Below are 20,612 nucleotides of genomic sequence, written 5' to 3'. Positions count from 1 at the left end.
ATATAACAGGAAGTTCCATGCAAAACTTTAGTTCAATCTATGTACAATCCATGATTAAAGGAATGAGTCATCATGAATACATCCATAGATAAGCTGCTGAAATCGCTGACCCTGGAAGAGAAAGCGGCGCTCGTCGCGGGGGCCGACATGTGGAAGACGCAAGAGATTGAACGGGCGGGCGTTCCGTCCATTACGATGTTTGACGGTACTAACGGCGTCCGCAAGCCCGGAAGCACGCAGGAAATGGGATTGTTTTCGGAAAATATGCCGGCGACCTGCTATCCGACCGGCGTGGCGCTGGGGTCCACCTGGAACACGGAGCTCATTGAGGAAGTGGGCGAAGCCCTCGGCCGGGAAAGTCTGACGCTGGATACGCAGATTCTGCTTGGACCTGGCGTCAATATGAAGCGTTCTCCGCTTGGCGGACGGAACTTCGAGTATTATTCCGAGGACCCGGTGCTGACCGGTGAGCTGGGCGCGGCCATGGTGAACGGGCTGCAGCGCATGGGCGTCGGCGCATCGGTCAAGCATTTTGCCGGCAACAATCAGGAGACCGAGAAGATGGTTTCGAATTCCGTTGTGGATGAACGCACTCTGCGGGAAATCTACTTGACCGCATTTGAAATCATCGTCAAGAAGGCGAATCCTTGGACGGTGATGACCTCGTACAACCTGCTGAATGGTACTTATACCAGCGAGCATGATTTTCTGCTGCGCCAGGTGCTGCGCGAGGAATGGGGCTATGACGGGGTCGTCATGTCGGACTGGACGGCGGTCCACGACCGACTGAAGAGCCTGCGGGCCGGGCTTGACCTGGAAATGCCGGGGCCGGCGAAATACAACGCCGTGAAGCTGGTTTCCGCCGTGCGGAGCGGCGAGCTGGACGAGAGCGTGCTGGATGCGTCCGTGCGGCGCATGCTGGAGCTGGTTGCCAAGGTCACTGCCGCAGCCGGCAGCAAGGAGGCGCGGCAGCCTTGGGACGTGGACGCGCACCACGAGCTGGCGCGCCGGGCCGCAGCGGAGAGCATCGTTCTCCTGAAGAATGAGAACGGCATCCTGCCGCTTGCGGCCGGGAAGCTCCGTCGGCTGGCCGTTATCGGCCAGAAGGCGAAGAAGCCGCGCTACCAGGGCGGCGGCAGCGCACGGGTAACCCCGACCCGCCTGGACATCCCGTACGATGAAATCGCGGCGATGGTTGGCGGGGAGGACCGTCTGGCGTACGCGGAAGGGTACCGCAACGACAACGAGCCGGACGACGCTCTGATCGAAGAGAGCGTGTGGCTGGCCATCCAGGCCGAAGCGGCTGTCCTTTTCGTCGGCCAGCCTGAAGGCACGGAATCCGAAGGTTACGACAGCAAGACGATCGACCTGCCGCCGGTACAGGTGAAGCTAATCCAGGAAGTTGCCGCGGCTCAGCCGAACTGCATCGTCGTCCTGTGCAACGGTACGGCGGTGGCGATGCAGGAATGGATCGGCGGCGTGCCGGCCGTGCTGGAGATGTGGCTGTCCGGACAGGGCAGCGGCCGGGCCGTGGCGGACATCCTGTTTGGGCGTGTGAATCCTTCCGGCAAGCTGTCCGAGACATTCCCGGTGAAGCTGTCAGACACGCCGTCCTACCTTACGTTCGGCGACGGCAACCAGCAGGCGGTGTACAGCGAAGGGATTTTTACCGGTTACCGCTATTACGACAAAAAGGAGCTTGAGCCGCTGTTCCCGTTCGGCCACGGCTTGTCCTACACGTCGTTTGAGTACGGCGGCCTGCGCGTCCGCACTGCCGGCGGGGTGGCGACGGTCGAAGTGGATATCCGTAACGCGGGGGACCTCGCGGGTCAGGAAGTCGTCCAGCTCTATGTTCAGGACGAAGAGAGCCGCCTGATCCGGCCGGTCAAGGAGCTGAAAGGCTTCTGCAAATTGCAGCTGGAGCCCGGGGAAACGAAGACTGCCGTCTTTACGCTGACCCCGCGGGATTTCTCTTACTATGATCCCAAGCGGGGGCAATGGGTTGCGGAAAGCGGCTGGTTTATGCTTATGGCCGGCAGCTCCTCTGCGGATATCCGCGCGACGGCACGGGTAGACATGGCTTTTGAGGCGCAGCAGAGTCCAAGTCTGCACCGATACAGCCTCATTCGCGATTGGATGGCGGAGTCCCTGTCCCGGGAAGTGCTGGAGCGGTTCATGGAGCGTATGAACGGGCAAATTTCCGATCCGGTTTCGCTAAGCGAACAGTCGCTTGAGTTTCTTGGTGACTTTCCGCTCATCAAGCTGATCCAGCTGTACGGTCAGGAAATGCTGATTGAGCGCTCGCCTGAATCGATGGTCGACGAGCTGCTTGCTACGGTTCACCAGACGAAGGTTTAAGCACAGCCCATAACGTTCACTCTATAAGGTACAGCTGTTCATTGGAACGGCTGTACCTTTTTTGCGCTTTTCGGGCATCATGATTCCCCTGACTGCCGCCGGGACCGGATGCAGCCGGACCGGTTCAACAAAAAACGTGAAGGTTCTGAGCAAAAAACGCGATGAAAGCGATATCAAGCGTTTCCTATAATTGAATATATCAGGAGCTCACCTAAACATCCTGAATGAAGACTTTTTGAAAGTGGGGCAATCACATGGGAGCTAAAACATCAGCGGCATCAGTGTACGGCAAGCTCAGCTCGTTCAGAATGATGGGATACGGGCTGGGCGACGCGGCCAACAACTTCGTGTGGGGCATGACGTCGGTATACCTGATGTTCTTCTACACGGATGTCTACGGCATCAGCCCGGCGGCCGTCGCATCGCTGTTTCTGGTCGCCCGGTTCTTGGATGCCATTTTTGACCCGATCATCGGGATGATCGTCGATAAAACGAATTCAAGATGGGGACGCTTCAGACCTTATTTATTATTCGGCAGCATTCCGCTGTCGGTTATGTTCGTATTATGCTTCTCGACGCCGGATATGGGGAACACCGGTAAACTGGTTTATGCGTACGTGACTTATATTTTGCTCGGATTTCTGTATTCCCTGGTCAACATTCCTTATTCGGCCATGTCGCCTGTCATTACACAGGATCAGAGAGACCGCACGAAGCTGATGACATACCGCATGATCTTCGCCAATGTTGCGACGCTCATCGTATCGTATGCCACCAGCCCGCTGGCCAGCTGGTTCGGTGGCGACAACACCGCCAAAGGCTATCAATACACGGTGGGGCTGTACGCCATCGTAGCGATCGTGCTGCTGCTGGGCTGCTTCAAGAGCACACAGGAGCGGATTCCGATCCAGAAGGAAGTCAGCACCAAGGGCGGATTGAAAACGTTAGCGAAAAACAGACCGCTCCTGCTCTCGTCCTTTGCGATGATGCTGAGCGGCGGAGCCAATACGATTTTCTTCGCCATTCCGGCGTATTATTTCAAATATAATGTAGGCCGGGAGGACCTGGCGGCGTATTACATCCCGGTGGTCCTTCTGATGGGCATGATCGGCATGGCCTGCGTTCCTTTTGTGGAAAAGAGAATCGGCAAGAAAAACACGCTTCAGCTTGCTTTTCTGATCACGATCGTCGGCAGCGTGTGTCTGTACTTTACGAGCTACAGCAGCATTACGCTGATCTTTATCTTCTCGGCTTTGATCGGCTTGACTCTCACCGTGCCGTGGGTCGTCGGCTGGACGATGGCCGCAGACTCGGTTGACTACGGCGAATGGAAAACCGGGGTTCGGGCCGAAGGCATCAGCTACGCATCCTTCAGTTTCGCCCAGAAGGTCGCGACGGCGCTTGCCGGCTCGCTCTCTGGTATTCTGCTTACGCTGACCGGGTATGTGGCTAACCAGGCACAGACGGTTACCGCGCTGCACGGCATCGCCTTTTCGCTCACGCTGGCTCCGGCCATTCTGACGCTGGGCGCGATGGTCCTGATCTTCTTCTATAATTTGACGGACCGCAAATACGCCGAAATCATTCAGGAGCTGGAGCAGCGCAAAGCGCAGCAGGCTTAAATTACGATGCAGCTGGACAAGGCAGTCAATCTTAGGGTTGGCTGCCTTGCTTTTGCCATTTGTGTTGACAATGTGTACACATTATGTATAAAATCGTACGTATATGGATGCCAAAATAGGAGGAACGACCAATGGATTCAAGTTTGCATATCCGTCTCCCGAAAGAGCTGAAAGAAAGCTTTCAGCAGGCGGCAAAGGATAATCATAAGGATACTTCCACCCTGGTCAGGGACTGGATTGCCGATTATGTCGCCGAGCACCGCAAAACCGACGAAGAAACGGCGGCTGATTTGTATGTGGCAGGTTACCGGCTGCAGCAGGAGCTAGGAGGGAGGGAGCAGATCGATAAGGACTTTGTAAAGCAGCTTCAGGAGTTCTCTCTAACGGATCAAAAACAATTCACGCACCGCATCCTCTCGATGTATCTGGAACATGATCTGACCGTTCCCGCGATTGTGCAGAAGCTTCATGGCGGGTTTGCTTATTCCCAAATGTTTTTGCTTGGTTTGATCGGAGAAAAACCGAAGGACAGCGTTTAGTGCTTTTCTGCCCCCTATTCATGAGCGCCTGACGGCGTTTCGATTGTTTTCTCATTTGCCCCGAGTCCCCCGCCTGCCGCTGTCTGCGCATTGGCATTCTGCTAGGGAGAACGATATACTTGGGGGAGAACCTTGAATGGGAGGAACGGAATGGACTGGCTTAAAATTGACGATGTGGCGAAGGAAACCGGCCTGACCAAGCGCACGATCCGCTACTATGAGGAAATCGGCCTGATCAAATCACCCGAGCGCTCGGACGGAGGCATGCGTTTATATACAGAAGATGACGTGCAGCATTTGAAAAATATCGTGTTAGCCCGCAAGGTGCTCGGCTTCTCTCTGCAGGAGATTCAAGAGTATTTACAGATTCATGAGCAGGTGGAGCTCCACCGCAGCAAGTTTTCGTCCTCGTCCGACGACGACCAGCGCACGGCTGAGCTGGAGCAAATGGGAGAAGCGGTTACCAAGCAGATCGGCCTGCTGGACGTCAAAATCCAGGAGATCGCCCGCGTTCGGGAAGAGCTCGTGGCGCTGCAGGAACGGATTACGAACGCGCTAAAACGATAGTCTGCCTTCAGAGGCAAACAGCGATGATTTTATTTACCGGGAGTCAATAATCAGCAGCAAGCCGGCAAGCAGTCTGGGTGCAAAGCACCAGGCTGTTTTTTTTGTGCAAAACGGCGTATCCATCGGAGAAAATGCCGTGAACTCTCCGTGAACTCTCTCGGATGAATGACGCCTGAGAATGCCCTTACTAGTTCTTATTACCTATTGATAAGTTCAAAATTTTTAAAGAAAATGGATATATGTAGAAATGTTATGGGGATGAGCGAGAAAAAATCTATGATAATGTGCTCATATAGACCGTGACTCAAGTAACAAATTTGAGGGTGGGAGATACAGATTACCCAGTAGAAAGGAAAGTGCTAGTGAAACGAATGTCGCTGTCCATTAAACGAAAGTTGCTGGTATCGTATCTCGTCGTGCTGATCATTCCCAGCGTCATGATCGGAATGCTATCTTACCAGTCGGCCAAGGGGAAAATTGAGGGAACGCTGATGACCAACGCCCTGGAGAGCAGCGAATCCGCTGACCGGATCATCACGCAGAACATCCAGGCCAAGGTGGATGATCTCGCTTACCTGATTCAGCAGCCTTATGTCGCCAGTGCTGAAAGCGATCCCACCGGCAAGGGAGGCGAGCTCAAGGCTCAGCTGAGGCAGTATCTCACCCTGCATAAGGAGGTCAAGGATATATTGCTGGGCACGGATAGCGGCGATTTCGTCCGGGCCTCCGAGGACCCGCTGCCGGAACGATACGACGTCCGCAAGCAGGACTGGTATATCCGGGCGATCAAGCAGGGGAAGGGCGCGACCATCTCGCCTGTGTTTAAAGCGGCCAACGGCCAAATGTCCGCTTCCATCGCCCAGATGCTCCCATCAGGCAAAGGCGTTATGTCGATCGAGCTCAATCTGGATACGATTCGCAGCCTGACCCAAATGAAGCTGGGCAAGGACGGATACATCGTGATCGTCGATACGGCAAAAAACTATGTGGTGCATCCGGACAAGACGGGGGAACCCGCGGAAGAAGTGGTGACCAAGCATTTGTTTGCCGGCCAAGAAGGAAAATTCAGTTATACATACGAAAATGAGAAGAAGCGGGCGTCCTTCACGACGAACGAGCTCACCGGGTGGAAAATAGCCGGAACGATGTACGACAAAGAGGTGGCCGGTGCCGTCAGCGGCATCCGCAACACGGTGATCCTGGTTATTTCGATATCCATTCTGGCCGCCCTGGCCATCATCCTGTTCAATATCCGCTCGATCATTAAGCCGATTTCTGCGCTCACCTTGGCGACCGAGCGGATCAGCAAGGGGGATTTGCGGGAGGATCTGGACACGGCGAAGAGGGATGAGATCGGCAATCTCAGCCGTCACTTCCAGACGATGGTGGACAATCTCCGCGCGATGATCATCAGTGTCCAGGAAATCACGGATCACGTGAACGCGTCCGCCAAGGGGCTGGCTGCAGGCGCTGATCAGACGACCAAAGCGATCGAGCATGTGACCGAAGCCATCCAGGAGGTTGCCGTCGGAAGTGAGCAGCAGCTTCGCAGTGTGGAGCAGAGCATGGTGAGCATGGAGGTCATGTCCAAGGAGTCCGAGCGGATTCGGGCCAACATGGACGATGTCATGCAGACGATGCAGCGGACGACCCAGTCGGCGGAAGAAGGCAACGCGGCCGTGATCAGCGTCACGGACAAAATCCAGAGCATCCACGAGACGGTCAGCGATCTCGACGGCATTGTGGATACGATGAACGAGCGTACGGCCCAAATCGGCGAAATCGTCAATTTGATCACAGGCATTGCCCAGCAGACCCATCTCTTGGCGCTGAACGCGTCGATCGAGGCGGCCAGGGCCGGAGAGCATGGACGGGGCTTCGCGGTCGTCGCGATCGAGGTGCGGAAACTGTCGGAGCAGTCGGAGCAATCGGCCCAGCGGATCGAGGCGCTCGTCAGCGGCATGAAGGGCGAGATGACGCGGATTCTGTCCGCCATGAACGACGCGAAGACGAGGGTGTCCGAGGGCATCGAAGCGGTGGATTTGACAGGACGGTCGTTCACGCGGATCCGCAAGGCCGTCAAAGGAGCCAGCGCGGACATCGCCTCGGCCGCCGAGGCGTCGCGCTCGCTTGCGCAGAGCGGCGAAAGCGTCGAACAGTCGATTCGGCTCATTCAGGGGTATTCCGAAGCAGCCGCAGGCAACACACAGGCCGTATCGGCTTCCGCCCAGGAACAGCTTGCCTCCATTGAGGAGATTGCCTCTTCGGCGGCCAGTCTGAACAAGCTGGCTGAGCAGCTGCTCGAGCAGGTCGCACAATTTAAAATCTAACGGCGATGAATAGGCAGGCGCCACCCGAAGCTGCAAGCGGGTGGCGCCTTTTTTGTACATTCCCCGAGCCATCCACATAATTTATCCAATTCTGGCACAACCTACGGTTAAATTCCTTCTTGCTGGCAAGGAGCGGAAATCGAGGTGACTAGTGGAGATGAAAAAAGGCGGTGCAACACCGGATAAGCCGCGCATGGCCCTTCCAACAGGCAGGGCACTGGGTCTGCCGTCTCCTTCGTTGGATAAGGTGCCGATCCAGAAGGATCTGAAAGTCAATACGGAGATGCTGAAGGATATCTTCGATGACTGCTCGGACATGGTCTACCGGAGCATGGAGGTTGCCCCGGGCGTTGAGGGCCTGCTCGTATATGTGGAAGGGATCGTGTTCTCCGAAGAACTCCAGATCCATATGATTCAGCCCATTATCCAGGGATTGGTGCGCCTGAAGAATGAGGGGGACGAGAGCAAGGAGCAAGACCCTGACCTGGAACCACTGGAAAATACGCGCGTATCCCTGTCCCAGGTCAACAGCGCCACCATGTGGGGGGATGTCATCGAGGGGCTGATGAATTCCAGCGCGGTCATCCTGGTGGACGGGTATTCGGAAGCCCACCTGTTCAATGTAAAGGGCGGATTGCGCCGAACCGTATCCGAGCCGGAGACCGAAGCGGTCATCCGCGGGCCGCGCGAAGGATTCACGGAGATGCTTCGCGTCAATACAGCGCTGCTGCGTTTCAAAATTAAGTCCCCGAGGCTGAAGATGAAGAGCATCGTTCTCGGGACAGAGACCAAAACGGATGTGGTCATTTCGTACATCGAGGGACTGGCGAATCCCAAGATGATCCGGGACGTCGAGAAGCGGCTCAAGGACATTGAAATCGACGGAATACTGGAATCCGGGTATATCGAGGAAATGATCGAGGATCATCCGTATTCGCCTTTTCCCCAGCTCCAGTACACCGAGCGCCCCGACACCGCAGCGGCCCAGCTGCTGGAGGGACGTTTTGCCATATTCACGGACGGTACGCCGTTCGTTCTCATCGGTCCGGTGACCTTTTTCCAACTGATGCAGGCGAGCGAGGACTACTACGAGCGGTACTTCATCACGAACTTCATCCGGTGGATCCGGTATTTATTCGTGTTTATCGCCCTCTTCTTACCTGCATTGTATATTGCTACGACGACCTATCATCAGGACATGCTGCCTTCGACCTTGGTGCTCAGCATCGCGGCTGCCCGGGAGGCAATACCGTTTCCTGCGCTCGTCGAGGCGCTCATTATGGAGATTTCCTTTGAGGCCTTGCGCGAGGCTGGCGTAAGGCTCCCGAAAACCGTCGGCCAGGCGGTCAGCATCCTGGGGGCGCTCGTTATCGGTCAGGCAGCGGTCGAGGCCGGCATCGTATCGGCCCCTATGGTCATTATCGTGTCGATGACAGGGATCGCCTCCTTTACGATTCCGCGGTTCAACCTGGCCATCACGGTCCGCCTGCTGCGGTTTCCGCTGATGATTCTGGCCGGGGTGCTCGGATTGTTCGGCATCGTGCTGGGTACGGTCTGGATTCTGGTCCACGTGACCCAATTGACCTCCTTTGGCGTGCCGTATATGTCCGGCGTCAGCCCTTTCCATGTTCAGGATAACAAGGACGTGTTCGTTCGCGCCCCATGGTGGAAGATGAAGCGGCGCCCATCCTGGGCATCGAAGAAAGACCGGGTGCGTGAGAAGAAGGAGATCAACGGTACCCCGCAATCAAACAAGGTGTGGTGATATGGACATGATCAAGAAATGGGCGGTAGCCGGTTTATTGCTCCTGAGCCCGCTTGCGCTGGCGGGCTGCTGGGACCGTAAAGAAATCAACGACGTTGCCTTCGTTATCGGATCTTCCGTCGACAAGGAAAACGGGATGTACCGAAGTGCCCTCCAGATCGCCCTGCCGGGGAATTTAGGCGGGGCAGGCAGCAAAGGCGGCGGCGGAGGCACCAGCGGCGGAAAGTCCTACTACCTGGAATCGAAAACGGGCATTACGCTGCGCAGCGCCAACATGGAAATCCAGGCCGGCAACTCCCGGAACCTTTCCTTCTCCCACCGGCGCGTGCTGCTTATCGGCGAGGATTTCGCCAGGGACGGCATTGCACCGATGCTGGACCAATTTGCCCGGATTCCTCAGAATCGCCTGTCATCGCTGGTGGCGGTGACAAGCGGATCGGCGTACAAAATTTTGGACGCCGCAGCGCCGATGGAGCAATTCTCCAGCGAGATGATCCGGGAGCTGATCAACGAATTCACAAAAAGGCCCGATTCGCTGAAACAGCTGGTTAACACACTCATGACGGATGGCGTGGACGTGGCTCTTCCGTACCTGTCTATTCAAGAAGCGGTGCCGCCGGGCGTGGGCACTTCCAAAAATAATATCCAGGTTACGGGCCTGGCTCTGTTTGACGAGGACAAGTTCGTGGGAGCCCTGGAAGGGCAGGAAGGCAAAATCATCAATCTGGCCATGAACCAGGCCCCCTCACCGGACATTATCGTCGACGGGCCCGGAGGCAAGGGCCACATTTCCATCCGTTTCAGTGAAAATGAGGCCAAGCTGAAACCGGTTGTCCGCGGCAACGATATCACGATGACCATCGAAATTTACGCCAAGGGCGCCGTGTACGAAAATGATTCAAACAGCATTATCAGCGATGAGCATAGCCTCCGGGACCTGGAGCGCCGGGCCAGCGAGGAGATTGTCGATAAAGTGCAGCTCGCCATGCGGTCTCTGCAGCATAAATACAATTCGGATATTCTGGGATTCGGCAGGTCGATCTACGAGAATGACCCTAAGGCTTGGCAGAGATTTAAGGGCAATTGGAAGAAAGCATATCCCGAGGTCAGGGTTATCGTAAAACCTGAGCTTCATATCGAGAATATCGGAGCCGTCGGCAAGCCCTTCGGCAGAAAGGAAATCAGGAATGATTAAGCTTCTGGGGCTGTATATCTTGGCCGCTATATTGGTGATCCTGGTCGATCGGAAGGTCATGCGCGAAATTCCGGGGATTAATCGCTGGTTGGCCTATATTCTGCTCGCAGGCGGGTTCGGAATTTGGGCCTACTGCCTGCAGTTTGGCCACGTCGTGTACGGATCGGTACTGGCGGGACATTATCTCGAAAAATTCGTTCCTTTTTGAATGTGAAATCGCAATAAAGGAGGCAGGGCTGTGAATAAAGTGACGAACCGGCAGTTTAGGATGCTCGGAATTACCTACATCTTGAACACCACATTAATCCACGTACCGAGTGAGCTGGCCAATTATGCCAAGCAGCACGCCTACCTGTCCTTTTTTCCGGCGGGAATCGTCGTTGCGCTGATGCTTCTGCTGCTGTCCAAAAGCGCCAAGCGGTTCCCCGGGAAGGACCTGTTCCAATCGCTGAACGGACGGCATAAAGTGATCGGAAGAGTGATTACCATCCTGTATCTGATATTTTTCTTTATCATCCTGGCCAGGGATATCCGCATGGTTGCCGACTTTACCAATGTCGTCCTGCTGCCGCTCACGCCGATTTTCATCATTTCTATTGCGATCACGGCGACGGTGATTTTTATTGCCAGAGGGGGCGTGCAGACGGTGATGGGCATTGCCGACCTGTATGGGCCGATGATGACAACGGTGGTCCTCATCATACCGTTTATCGTTGCCAAGGATTTTGATTTCAACTATATCAAACCTTACTTTTATGTCGATTGGGCGGGCGTCGGCAAAGGGAGCTGGGTCGTCTTTTCTTACCTGGGCCAGATCTTGGCGCTCCCGTTCATCTTCTCAAGCAAAGATTACCGGATCCGTGACGGGATGTACGCTTTGCTCCTGTCGACAGGGCTGCTGCTGCTGATCGTCATTATGATTTCGCTGCTGGTAGGCGTACCCATTGCCGAAAGCCTGATGTACCCGTCTTACGAAATGTCCCGGCAGATTAAAATAACGGATTTCCTCGACCGGTTCGACATGCTGCTCGTTGGCCTCTGGTTTCCGGCGGTTCTGCTGAATATCTCCACCAGCTTGTTCATCATTTGTTACGGATTAAAAACGATGATCCCGCAGATTTCCGGAAAAATGATGACCTCGCCCATCGGGTTATTCGCCGTGGTGACAGCATTCTGGATCTATCCCAATTCGATCGAAGTGTTCCGGTTCGACAGGGAGTGGACGGTCGTGGCCCTGGTGTTCGTCATCGTGCTGCCGCTCTTCATCTTTTTGTTCCATCGGCCCCATCGAAAACCCCGGATGCAGGAACCCCGGGAGGACGCTACCTGATCCTTCTGCCGGTAAAAATAAAACAGACTCTTTCGGTTAGATTAGAGGGGATAAAAGTGATACAATAGAAGGAACGGGCGGCCCTGAAGCCTGCGGCTGAAGGGGATGTCCTGCCTGCTAGGCATACCTGAAGGGTGATTACATGACAACTAAATCGAGAAAGCACAACATTTTTCATAAGTTTTACCGGAAAATCAAGCTGAACATGATCAAGCTGTTCCGTTCCCCGGGCGGAGCACGCAAAGTGTCGCTCGGATTTGCACTCGGGTTCGGGCTCGAGATGATCGTCATTTCCACCGGATCGCTGGTGTATTTGATTTTTTACCCTACGGTAAGGTTGGCCGGCGGCTCGCTTCCGGCAGCTATTATAGGCAATGTCATTGGCAAGCTCACTTTCCTTCCTATCGTCCTCCTCCCTTTTGCCAAGAAAATCGGAGAATGGTTTTTCCCGAAAAAAATGGTGGATATTCCGGTCCAGGAGCATGCTTGGAGAAACCTGCTGTCCGGCGATTTTACCATATTTAAGCATCTGCTGCAGGGCGGTCTTCACGTACTGATCGGCATGTCGGTGTTCGGCCTGGTGCTTGGCGTCATTTCCTTTTTTGTCGTTCGATTCTTGTATAACCAGCGTAAAAGGCACCGCCTGGCCAAGCGCCAGAACGCCGCTGCCGTCAAAAGTCTGTGAATCTTTTCATCTCCTTGGGCGGAATTTCAAGTATACTGTTTAATAAAACAGTGGCGGGTTCCATGAACCCTGATGAGGAGAAGGATGCATGGCTCGGAATTTGGCAGGTAAAAAAATTGCGTTAACCGGTCCCCGCAAAGCGGCCGAAATGGCCAAACTTGTGGAGAATATGGGAGGCATTCCGCTGATTCGTCCCGCACAGGGAACGGTATTCCTCGACGATGTGAAGCTGCGCAAGGATATTGAAGCCTGGATCGCCAATCCACCCGCCTGGGTCATATTGACGACGGGCATGGGGCTCGACGCCATCGATCAGGTGGCGGAGGAGATGGGGGCTGGCGCTGCACTGCTCGAAGCGCTGCAGGGCTCGTCCATTGCCGCCCGCGGGTACAAGACGGTGAATGCCCTGAAGAAGAGAGGGCTTATCCCGATCGTACGGGACGACGATGGGAGCACGGCCGGTCTGATTCGGGGGCTGGCGTCTTATCCGTTTCAAGGGGCGGACGTCATTCTACAGCTGCACGGCGATCCGGCTCCGAAGCTGACGGCCTGGCTGCAGGAACAGGGGGCCCAGGTACGGGAAGTGCTGCCGTATCAGCATATTGCTCCGGAGGAAGCGGAGCTTGCGCGGCTGCTCGCCGAAATTACGGCGGCGGAGCTGGACGCCGTGGCGTTCACCAGCGGGCCGCAGGTGCGCAACCTGATCGAGTACGCCCGGGCGAAGGGCGAGCTCCCGAAGCTGGTATCGGCTTTCTCCGGACCGGTGGTCGCGGCGGCTGTCGGCAAAATTACGGCCCAGGCGCTGCGGGAAGAAGGCATCGAACGCGTCTGCTCGCCGGAGGAAGATGAGCGGATGGGCAGCATGATGGTGGAACTGGGAAGGTATTTTGTTCGAAATTGAAGGAAAGGACATGTCTATACAGACGGGGGATGCGGCTGGCTGCATCCCTTTTTCCTTCATCAAAACGAAAGGAATTAAAGGTTTTTTCCAGAAAGTGTGGAATGCTATAGGGAACGAGAGCGAGCAAGGAGGAACATAATGAACAAGAAAAAAAGCATTTTACTCGGTGATTACACGCATCCGAAATTTCACCCTTTGCAGGGGGTAGACGCGCAGATCAGCCATATTTTGAACGATGTCATTTCGGTTCAATGCAGCGAAAACAAAAATTTGCTGCTCGAGGAGCATTTGAAGCCGTTTGACCTTTGCATATGCTATTTCGACTTGTGGGACGAGAAGGTGTCTCCGCAGCAGACAGCGGGTTTGCTGTCTTACGTGAGCCAGGGAGGAGGCCTGCTTGTCATCCACAACGGCCTGTCTATCGGCAACCGGCGCTATGAGCTGGCCCAGCTGGCCGGCGGCCGTTTTAACGGTCATCCGCCGTACCAGCCGCTGTCGTTCCGGGTGAGCGCAGAGGACCAGGTTACGAAAGGCATCGAGCCTTTTGAACTCGACGAAGAGCCGTACCAGATTGATTTTGACCCGTTTGGCGAAAGAACCGTGCTGCTGGAATACGAACTGGAAGGAACGTGGCATCCGGCGGCCTGGAAACATAGCTACGGTATGGGAAGAGTCGCCTTTCTGATGCCGGGGCATCACGAGCCGACATTCCTCCATCCGCAGATCCGCCGGCTTATTCTGCAGGCAGCGCAGTGGGCAGCGCATCTTCCGGGTTAATGCGGTTCCCGGGTTTATATGACCCATCATTTGGGGGTATAATATATTGACTATAGCTTTGGGAGGAATAACCATGAGTGATCTGTTTAAAAAAGCAATTTCATTGGGATGGGGCCTTACCATAGTGAGCAAAGAGAAAGTCGAGAAGATCGTGGACGATCTGGTCAAACGGGGCGAGCTGGCGCCGTCGGAATCCAAAGATCTGGTCAACCGGCTGGTGGAACGCGGCGAGGAGGAGCAGTCCCAATTTAAAACGTGGATTCAAGACCAGGTTCGGCGTGTATTAACGGACATTCACGTTCCTTCCGATCAGGATATCGTCAGTCTGGAACAGCGCATTGCAACATTGGAGAAGAGGGTGGCGGAGCTCGAAGCAGAGCGTTCCGGACCGGCCGCGGAATAAGATGGCACTGCGCATCAGACATACCGGTCGTTACCGGGAGATCGCCATGGCGCTTATGCGTCATGGCTTTGGTTATATCGTGGAGGAGCTGGGCCTGTTCCAGATGCTGTCCATACCTAGACGGTGGATCACCCATGAGACGCCGCAGACCAAGACGCTGGGGGAACGGATCCGGCTGGTTCTGGAAGACCTTGGACCGACCTTCGTCAAGCTGGGGCAGCTGGCCAGCACCCGGTCGGACCTATTGCCGGAGCCGATTATCCGGGAGCTGATCAAGCTTCAGGATCAGGTTCCGCCCTTCTCGTCCGAGTCGGCCAAGGGCATTATCGAGCAGGAGCTGGACGACGCCATCGAGGATATTTTCTCCTGGTTTGAGGAGTCGCCGATCGCGGCAGCTTCCATTGGGCAGGTTCACCTCGCCAAGCTCAAGACCGGCGAGGATGTAGCGGTCAAGGTCCAGCGTCCGGGCGCTCTGCAGATGGTGGTCAGAGACCTGGAAATCCTCAGGGACCTGACCGCGCTAGCGGAGAAGCGCTGGGTGTGGGTCAAGCAGTACCAGATCGCCCGCCTGGTGGAAGAGTTTGCGAGCTCCATGCGGGCTGAGCTGGATTATACTCAGGAAGGCCGCAACGCGGAAAAAATTGCACTGCAGTTTCAGAACGATGAGACCGTGTGCATCCCGCGAATATTTTGGCAGTATACATCTTCACGCGTCATGACGATGGAATATGTCCGCGGCATCTCTTTAAGCCATCAGGAGGAGCTTGTGGCGAAGGGATACGATTTGAAGGAAACGGCCGAGAAGCTCGTGGAGAGCATGCTGCACCAGATTTTCATCGAAGGCTTTTTCCACGCCGATCCGCATCCGGGCAATCTGCTCGTGCGCAAGGACGGCAGCCTTGCCTATCTGGATTTCGGTATGGTGGGACGGCTTAGCGAGGAGATGAAGGATCATCTGTCTTCGCTGATCATCGCCCTGATGCGGAAAAACACCGACAGCATGGTCCGCGCCGTGCTGAGGCTGGGCATGATGCCGGAAGACGGCGATATTCGCGAGCTGCGCAGGGATCTGGACAGTCTGCGGGAGCAGTACTATAATATTCCTTTTTCCGAAATCAGCATGGGGACGGCGCTGAACGATCTGTTCGCGGTCGCCCAGCGTCACAAAGTGATGATTCCGCCTGATCTGACGCTGCTCGGCAAGGCGCTGCTGACGATGGAAGGCGTCATCGAGAAGCTGGACCCTACGCTCAGCATCATCGACATGGCGGAGCCGTTTGGACGGAAGCTGATCAAGGACCGCTTCAGCACCCGCAATCTGCGCAAGAAGCTGCTGGGCGGAGCGGCGGGTCTGGCGGAGGCGCTGTTCGACCTGCCGGACCAGGCAAGGCAGATTTCATCGTTAATCAGCAAGGGCAAGCTGAAGGTTGAGATCAGCGTTCCGGAGATGGAAGCCCTGATGAGGAAGCTCGACCAGATCAGCAACCGGCTGTCTTTCAGCATCGTGCTGCTTGCCTTCAGCATCATCATGGTTGGGCTGATCATCGGTTCTTCCCTGAATCAGCAATCTTCGGTACTGTGGCATTTTCCGGTGATCGGAACCGGCTTTATTGTGGCGCTGTTGATGGTGCTGTGGCTGCTGTTTTCCATATTCAAATCCGGCAGGTTTTAGCTGCCTGTATTGCCGCCATTATGATCCATACATTGTTATTCATGCGTTTTTCATTTCATCCTTTAAGGGAGGTCTGTCCGGCGGCCCTGCACGGGTCACGTGGCGGTCCTCCTTTTTAAGATAAAAGTACAAGCGTCTGAACCGAGTTAATCCACTATATATCCCGCTAAAGGCGGAACTTAATGAATGAGGTGCATTTTTGTTGAAGTTTTCAAGTTTGGGCGTTAACGAATCATTGGTCAATACACTGAGGGCGAACGGTATTGCCATCCCGACACCGGTGCAAACGGAGACGATCCCGCTCCTGCTTGCAGGTAGCGACGTGATTGCGAGGGCACGTACAGGAACCGGCAAGACGCTGGCCTTTATGCTGCCGATGCTGCAAAAAATAGACCCGACACAGCTGTACCCGCAGGCGCTTGTCGTTGCGCCTACACGCGAGCTGGCGCTGCAAATTACCGAGGAGGCGCGCAAGCTGGCGGCAGGGACCGATATCCGGATTCTGGCCGTTTACGGCGGACAGGACGTCGAGAAGCAGCTGCGGAAGCTCGAAGGGGGACGCCAGCTGATCATCGGAACGCCGGGCCGGCTGCTGGATCACCTCCGGCGCGGTACGCTGGAGCTCGGGCGCGTCAAAATGCTCGTGCTGGACGAAGCCGACCAAATGCTGCACATGGGCTTCCTGGACGAGGTCGAGACGCTGATTCAGGCGCTGCCCTACAAGCGCCAGACGATGCTGTTCTCGGCCACGATGCCTGCCGAGGTCAAGCGGCTTGCGGCAGCCTATACCCGGGACGCGGAGGACGTAGTGATCAAAGGGGAGAAATCGCCGGTGCCGCTGGACCATATCCGGCAGATCGTCGTGGAAGTGACGGACCGGACGAAGCAGGAGGCGCTGATGTCCATGATCGACACGTACCGCCCGTTCCTGGCGATCATTTTTTGCCGCACGAAACGGCGGGCGTCGACACTCAACGAAGCCTTGCTGGAGAAAGGATATAACTCGGACGAGCTGCACGGCGACCTGTCGCAGGCGAAGCGCGAAGCGGTCATGAAGCGGTTCCGTGAGGCGAAGCTGCAGCTGCTGGTCGCGACGGACGTGGCGGCCCGCGGGCTTGACGTGGAAGGCGTCACGCACGTGTTTAACTACGATATTCCGCATGACGTGGAGAGTTATATCCACCGGATCGGCCGTACGGGCCGGGCCGGGGAAAAGGGCATGGCCATCACGCTGGTCGCCCCCAAAGACAAAGGCGAGCTGGCAAACATCGAGCAGCACATCCAGTACAATATTGAACGGCGCCGGTATGACAAGGGCGCCGGCATCACTGCCGCGGGGACCAAGGCGCGCTCCATCCATGCGGAGCGTGAGGACCGCGGACGCGGCGGCAGAGACGGCGGGCGCGGCGAAGGCCGCCCGCGCCGGGATGACCGCCCCGCACGCGCGGGCGGTGAAGGCAGAGGCGCCCGCGGCGAGGCCAAGCGGGCGCGGGGCGCCTACGCCGGAAGCGAAGCCGGCGCAGGCGGTGCAGGTGTCGGCCGCTCCCGCACTGGTGCGGCCGGGCAGCGTGACGGCCGCAGCGCTGGCGGCGGCCGGGGCCAAGCGGCCCGCGCGGAACGCGGCGCGCCGGTTGGCGGTTCCCGCGGCGGCCGGGATGCCAAGCGGAGCGGCACGGGCCGCCCATCCGCTCCCGGCGGCAGAGGCCGGAGCGCGGGAGGACGCGGGCGCCGGAAATAACGGCGCCCCGCGGCCAAGGCAAAGGCAGCAGCTAACCCAGGCGGGGTCAGCTGCTGCCTTTTTTTTGTCCTCACGGATGCCCCGAAATTTAGAGGCAAATCTCTAAATCTGCTAATGGGTGGGCCGCCCGTGCAAACCGTACTCTATCGCGGCGCTGCCGTTTTTGTTTTCTGACTCGGATGATTCGGGCAACCTCCCACTTTGCGGCCAAGCGTTTCAGCAGCCCGTCAAACGCATGATATAATAGCAGGGCAGCTCATCCAAAACCTGGATGCCGCTGCTGCAATAGCAGTCAGCACCGGCTGCAATCAGTCATAGCAGAAAGGTCTTGATGCGTAATGATCAAGCTGAGCATATTGGATCAATCAACGATATCGGAAGGCAGCAATCCGGTGGAAGCGCTGGCCCAGACGGCGGCCATGGCCCAGGAAGCCGAACGGCTCGGATACCATCGTTTTTGGGTATCGGAGCATCATTTCTCCCCGAACCTGGCCGGCTCCAGTCCGGAAGTGCTGATCTCCCATCTGGCGGCGAAGACATCGACGCTCCGGGTTGGATCAGGCGGCGTAATGCTGCCTCACTACAGCTCTTACAAGGTAGCGGAGAACTTTCGGCTCTTGGAAGGCCTCTATCCGGGCAGAATCGACCTAGGACTCGGACGCGCGCCGGGCGGCATGCCTTTGGCGACCCGTGCCCTTCAGGAAGGGAAGATGCGCGGCGAGGACCGTTACGCCGATCAGATCGACGACTTAGTCGCCTATTTGACGGATTCCCTGAGTCCGGAACATCCTTTTGCTGGACTTCTGGCCACGCCGATGGTCCAAACCGTTCCGGAAATGTGGCTGCTTGGCTCCAGCGGTGGCAGCGCCGGGATTGCCGCCATGCGGGGAACCGGCTTTGCTTTCGCCCAGTTTATCAACGGTTCCGGCGGCAGTGATGTGATGCGCTGGTACCAGGAGCATTTTCAGCCGTCGGCCATTTTTGACAAGCCCCAGTCCCTGGTGGCCATCTTTGCCGTATGCGCAGAGACGGAGGAGGAAGCGAACCGGATTGCGTCCAGCATGGATCTCTCGCTCATTTTATTGGAAAAGGGCGGATCGTCTTCAGGCACTCCGTCGGTGGAGAAAGCGCTGGAATATCCGTATTCGCGGTACGACCGAATCCGGATTGAGGAGAACCGCAAGCGGATGGTCGTCGGTTCCCCGCAGCAGGTGAAGCGCAGAATTGAAGAGCTGTGCGAGGAATACAATGCCGATGAGGTGATGATCGCCAGCATTACCCATCGTTTTGAGGATAAGCTGCAGTCCTTCCGGCTGATCGCCGAAGCGTTCGGACGTCCGGCGGACGCCGCCGGACGATAACAGAACGAACAGGCGGAAATTAGAATAACGTCTATCGGCATACATCGGAAGCAAGACCGCATCCGGAAGTGTTTCTTGTGTTATAAAGAAGCACATTCTCCGAAGCTAATACTTTCTTGCATCTAGAAAAAAAGACGGCCCCCTGGATATTATCCGTCCGGGGCGCCGTCTTTTGGCTTCGTGTAGGTGAAGCCGGGGTACTTGACTACAGGCGATTTTTCCTTGCGCAGCGCATCCAGCAGATCGGACCCGACGTTCAGGTTTTCCGCCACCAGCTCCCGTGGTGTCAAGGCCATCCACTGGTTCAATGACACATCCGCGAACCGGTCGCTTTTGAACATTTCCAAAAACCAGAGGCTGTCTGTTCCGGTATTCTGGATATAGTGTCCGAAGGCGAACGGCACATAGCCGACGTCGCCCGCGCGAACGTTGAACGTACGGGCCTTGCCGCCACCGGCGAATACGGTCATTCTGCCTTGGCCGGTAAGGTAATACTGCCATTCGTCCTGATTCGGATGCCAGTGCATCTCCCTCATTCCGCCGGGTTTGATTTCCACCAGTGCCGCCGCTACGGTACGCGAGATCGGGAAATTGGACGAATCTACGATCCGTACGCTGCCGCCGGATGTGATGATCGGAGGCTGCGCGAGCAGGCGGTGCGTAAAGGTTTGGGGCACCTCTCCGTAGGGCGAGGTTACCTTTTGGCTGTCCAGTGGACCGGGAACGGGTTCCTGCTCGATGTACACCTGGCTGGGAGGGATGCTTGCAAACGCGCTTTCCGGAACGCCGAAATTGGCTGAGAGGACCTCCCTGGGCGTGTGGGCGAACCAGTCGGAGATGCTGAGGGTATTCAGGTCGGAGAAATGTCCGTCGTCAAAAACAAGCAAAAACTCGCAGCCTTCCTCGAGCCCTTGGATGGAATGGGGGATGCCTGGCGGGAAATACCAGAGATCTCCGGGACCCACATCGGCAATGAAATTGCGCCCGTTTTGGTCCACTGCCGTAATGCGTGCCCTGCCGAGCAGCATAAAGGACCATTCGGCCTGCTGGTGCCAGTGGAGCTCACGCAGGCCGCCAGGGGTGAGGCGCATGTTGACGCCGGCCAGCGTGGTGGCGATGGGCAGGTCGCGAACCGTCACTTCCCTGGACCATCCGCCTTCATTAAGCTGCATGTGCGTATCGGAGAAGGAAAATTTTAAATTGGGTATCAGCCCGTTATCGGTCTTCGGCGGAACGAGCATATCGGGATTCTCCATGTCCCGAAGCACGTCGCGCGGCCCCTCGTCGGTCGCCCCTTCGCGGCCGCGGATCGGCTGGGGAATCCGCCTGCCCGACTCCGGCCGATTGGATGAATGATTCATGCGTATGG

At 56.4% G+C, this 20,612-nt stretch carries 17 protein-coding genes; 16 read left to right on the top strand and 1 reads right to left on the bottom strand.

The genetic code is table 11. The features are described from left to right. Positions 1-72 precede the first annotated feature (72 nt). The 16 genes from KI379_RS27630 to KI379_RS27555 all read left to right on the top strand — a co-directional run bounded on the left by KI379_RS27630 (position 73) and on the right by KI379_RS27555 (position 19,243). Complete coding sequence (locus KI379_RS27630) at positions 73-2,358, top strand: beta-glucosidase family protein (RefSeq protein ID WP_212985591.1); 2,286 nt, start codon at positions 73-75, stop codon at positions 2,356-2,358. A gap of 254 nt (positions 2,359-2,612) precedes the next feature. Continuing rightward, complete coding sequence (locus KI379_RS27625; protein ID WP_076171865.1) at positions 2,613-3,980, top strand: MFS transporter; 1,368 nt, start codon at positions 2,613-2,615, stop codon at positions 3,978-3,980. 131 nt (positions 3,981-4,111) lie between these two features. Continuing rightward, positions 4,112-4,519, top strand: coding sequence for a ribbon-helix-helix protein, CopG family (locus KI379_RS27620; protein ID WP_076171863.1), 408 nt, complete (start codon positions 4,112-4,114; stop codon positions 4,517-4,519). A gap of 150 nt (positions 4,520-4,669) precedes the next feature. Then, positions 4,670-5,086, top strand: coding sequence for a MerR family transcriptional regulator (locus KI379_RS27615; protein WP_076171861.1), 417 nt, complete (start codon positions 4,670-4,672; stop codon positions 5,084-5,086). A 371-nt stretch (positions 5,087-5,457) separates the two neighbouring features. After that, on the top strand, positions 5,458-7,416 hold the full coding sequence (locus tag KI379_RS27610) for a methyl-accepting chemotaxis protein (RefSeq protein ID WP_244879486.1): 1,959 nt from the start codon (positions 5,458-5,460) through the stop codon (positions 7,414-7,416). Positions 7,417-7,609: 193 nt separating this feature from the next. Next, positions 7,610-9,181: a spore germination protein gene (locus KI379_RS27605; protein ID WP_076172530.1), complete on the top strand. Its 1,572-nt coding sequence runs from the start codon at positions 7,610-7,612 to the stop codon at positions 9,179-9,181. Between the two features lie 7 nt (positions 9,182-9,188). Beyond that, complete coding sequence (locus KI379_RS27600) at positions 9,189-10,376, top strand: Ger(x)C family spore germination protein (RefSeq protein ID WP_076172527.1); 1,188 nt, start codon at positions 9,189-9,191, stop codon at positions 10,374-10,376. Next, a complete protein-coding gene (locus KI379_RS27595) occupies positions 10,369-10,584 on the top strand; it encodes a hypothetical protein (RefSeq protein WP_076171857.1) in 216 nt (71 codons plus the stop codon). The genes KI379_RS27600 and KI379_RS27595 overlap by 8 nt, the downstream gene beginning before the upstream one ends. A gap of 30 nt (positions 10,585-10,614) precedes the next feature. Beyond that, positions 10,615-11,706 (top strand): GerAB/ArcD/ProY family transporter, encoded by a 1,092-nt coding sequence (locus KI379_RS27590; protein ID WP_076171855.1) that lies wholly within the window; start codon positions 10,615-10,617, stop codon positions 11,704-11,706. Between the two features lie 142 nt (positions 11,707-11,848). After that, positions 11,849-12,391 (top strand): DUF2062 domain-containing protein, encoded by a 543-nt coding sequence (locus tag KI379_RS27585; protein ID WP_076171852.1) that lies wholly within the window; start codon positions 11,849-11,851, stop codon positions 12,389-12,391. An 88-nt stretch (positions 12,392-12,479) separates the two neighbouring features. Beyond that, a complete protein-coding gene (locus KI379_RS27580; RefSeq protein ID WP_076171850.1) occupies positions 12,480-13,292 on the top strand; it encodes a uroporphyrinogen-III synthase in 813 nt (270 codons plus the stop codon). Positions 13,293-13,430: 138 nt separating this feature from the next. After that, positions 13,431-14,069, top strand: a complete 639-nt coding sequence (locus KI379_RS27575) for a ThuA domain-containing protein (protein ID WP_076171848.1) — start codon at positions 13,431-13,433, stop codon at positions 14,067-14,069. A 73-nt stretch (positions 14,070-14,142) separates the two neighbouring features. Continuing rightward, the gene (locus tag KI379_RS27570) at positions 14,143-14,472 is read left to right on the top strand and encodes a phasin family protein (RefSeq protein WP_076171846.1); all 330 of its coding nucleotides are present in this window, start codon (positions 14,143-14,145) and stop codon (positions 14,470-14,472) included. A 1-nt stretch (position 14,473) separates the two neighbouring features. Beyond that, entirely contained in the window at positions 14,474-16,144 is a 1,671-nt protein-coding gene (locus KI379_RS27565) for an ABC1 kinase family protein (protein WP_076171844.1), read from the top strand. Positions 16,145-16,343: 199 nt separating this feature from the next. Continuing rightward, positions 16,344-17,882 carry a DEAD/DEAH box helicase gene (locus KI379_RS27560; RefSeq protein ID WP_076171842.1) on the top strand — a complete coding sequence of 513 codons (1,539 nt, stop codon included), beginning with the start codon at positions 16,344-16,346 and terminating at the stop codon, positions 17,880-17,882. 338 nt (positions 17,883-18,220) lie between these two features. Further along, on the top strand, positions 18,221-19,243 hold the full coding sequence (locus tag KI379_RS27555; RefSeq protein ID WP_076171840.1) for an LLM class flavin-dependent oxidoreductase: 1,023 nt from the start codon (positions 18,221-18,223) through the stop codon (positions 19,241-19,243). A 149-nt stretch (positions 19,244-19,392) separates the two neighbouring features. Here KI379_RS27555 and KI379_RS27550 read toward each other — a convergent pair whose 3' ends face one another. Continuing rightward, entirely contained in the window at positions 19,393-20,604 is a 1,212-nt protein-coding gene (locus tag KI379_RS27550) for an oxalate decarboxylase family bicupin (RefSeq protein ID WP_076171838.1), read from the bottom strand. Between the last annotated feature and the right edge of the window lie 8 nt (positions 20,605-20,612).

Source organism: Paenibacillus cineris, from assembly GCF_018333335.1.
Classification (GTDB): Bacteria; Bacillota; Bacilli; order Paenibacillales; family Paenibacillaceae; genus Paenibacillus_AQ; species Paenibacillus_AQ favisporus.
The sequence above is the reverse complement of the archived record's forward strand: the minus strand, read 5'-3'. Positions and strand labels throughout refer to the sequence as shown.

Excerpts from the sequence above, each read along its gene's own strand:
- KI379_RS27630 (WP_212985591.1), top strand. The coding sequence starts at position 73 with ATGAATACATCCATAGATAAGCTGCTGAAATCGCTGACCCTGGAAGAG.
- KI379_RS27625 (WP_076171865.1), top strand. The coding sequence starts at position 2,613 with ATGGGAGCTAAAACATCAGCGGCATCAGTGTACGGCAAGCTCAGCTCG.
- KI379_RS27620 (WP_076171863.1), top strand. The coding sequence starts at position 4,112 with ATGGATTCAAGTTTGCATATCCGTCTCCCGAAAGAGCTGAAAGAAAGC.
- KI379_RS27615 (WP_076171861.1), top strand. The coding sequence starts at position 4,670 with ATGGACTGGCTTAAAATTGACGATGTGGCGAAGGAAACCGGCCTGACC.
- KI379_RS27610 (WP_244879486.1), top strand. The coding sequence starts at position 5,458 with ATGTCGCTGTCCATTAAACGAAAGTTGCTGGTATCGTATCTCGTCGTG.
- KI379_RS27605 (WP_076172530.1), top strand. The coding sequence starts at position 7,610 with ATGGCCCTTCCAACAGGCAGGGCACTGGGTCTGCCGTCTCCTTCGTTG.
- KI379_RS27600 (WP_076172527.1), top strand. The coding sequence starts at position 9,189 with ATGATCAAGAAATGGGCGGTAGCCGGTTTATTGCTCCTGAGCCCGCTT.
- KI379_RS27595 (WP_076171857.1), top strand. The coding sequence starts at position 10,369 with ATGATTAAGCTTCTGGGGCTGTATATCTTGGCCGCTATATTGGTGATC.
- KI379_RS27585 (WP_076171852.1), top strand. The coding sequence starts at position 11,849 with ATGACAACTAAATCGAGAAAGCACAACATTTTTCATAAGTTTTACCGG.
- KI379_RS27580 (WP_076171850.1), top strand. The coding sequence starts at position 12,480 with ATGGCTCGGAATTTGGCAGGTAAAAAAATTGCGTTAACCGGTCCCCGC.
- KI379_RS27575 (WP_076171848.1), top strand. The coding sequence starts at position 13,431 with ATGAACAAGAAAAAAAGCATTTTACTCGGTGATTACACGCATCCGAAA.
- KI379_RS27570 (WP_076171846.1), top strand. The coding sequence starts at position 14,143 with ATGAGTGATCTGTTTAAAAAAGCAATTTCATTGGGATGGGGCCTTACC.
- KI379_RS27565 (WP_076171844.1), top strand. The coding sequence starts at position 14,474 with ATGGCACTGCGCATCAGACATACCGGTCGTTACCGGGAGATCGCCATG.
- KI379_RS27555 (WP_076171840.1), top strand. The coding sequence starts at position 18,221 with ATGATCAAGCTGAGCATATTGGATCAATCAACGATATCGGAAGGCAGC.
- KI379_RS27550 (WP_076171838.1), bottom strand. The coding sequence starts at position 20,604 with ATGAATCATTCATCCAATCGGCCGGAGTCGGGCAGGCGGATTCCCCAG.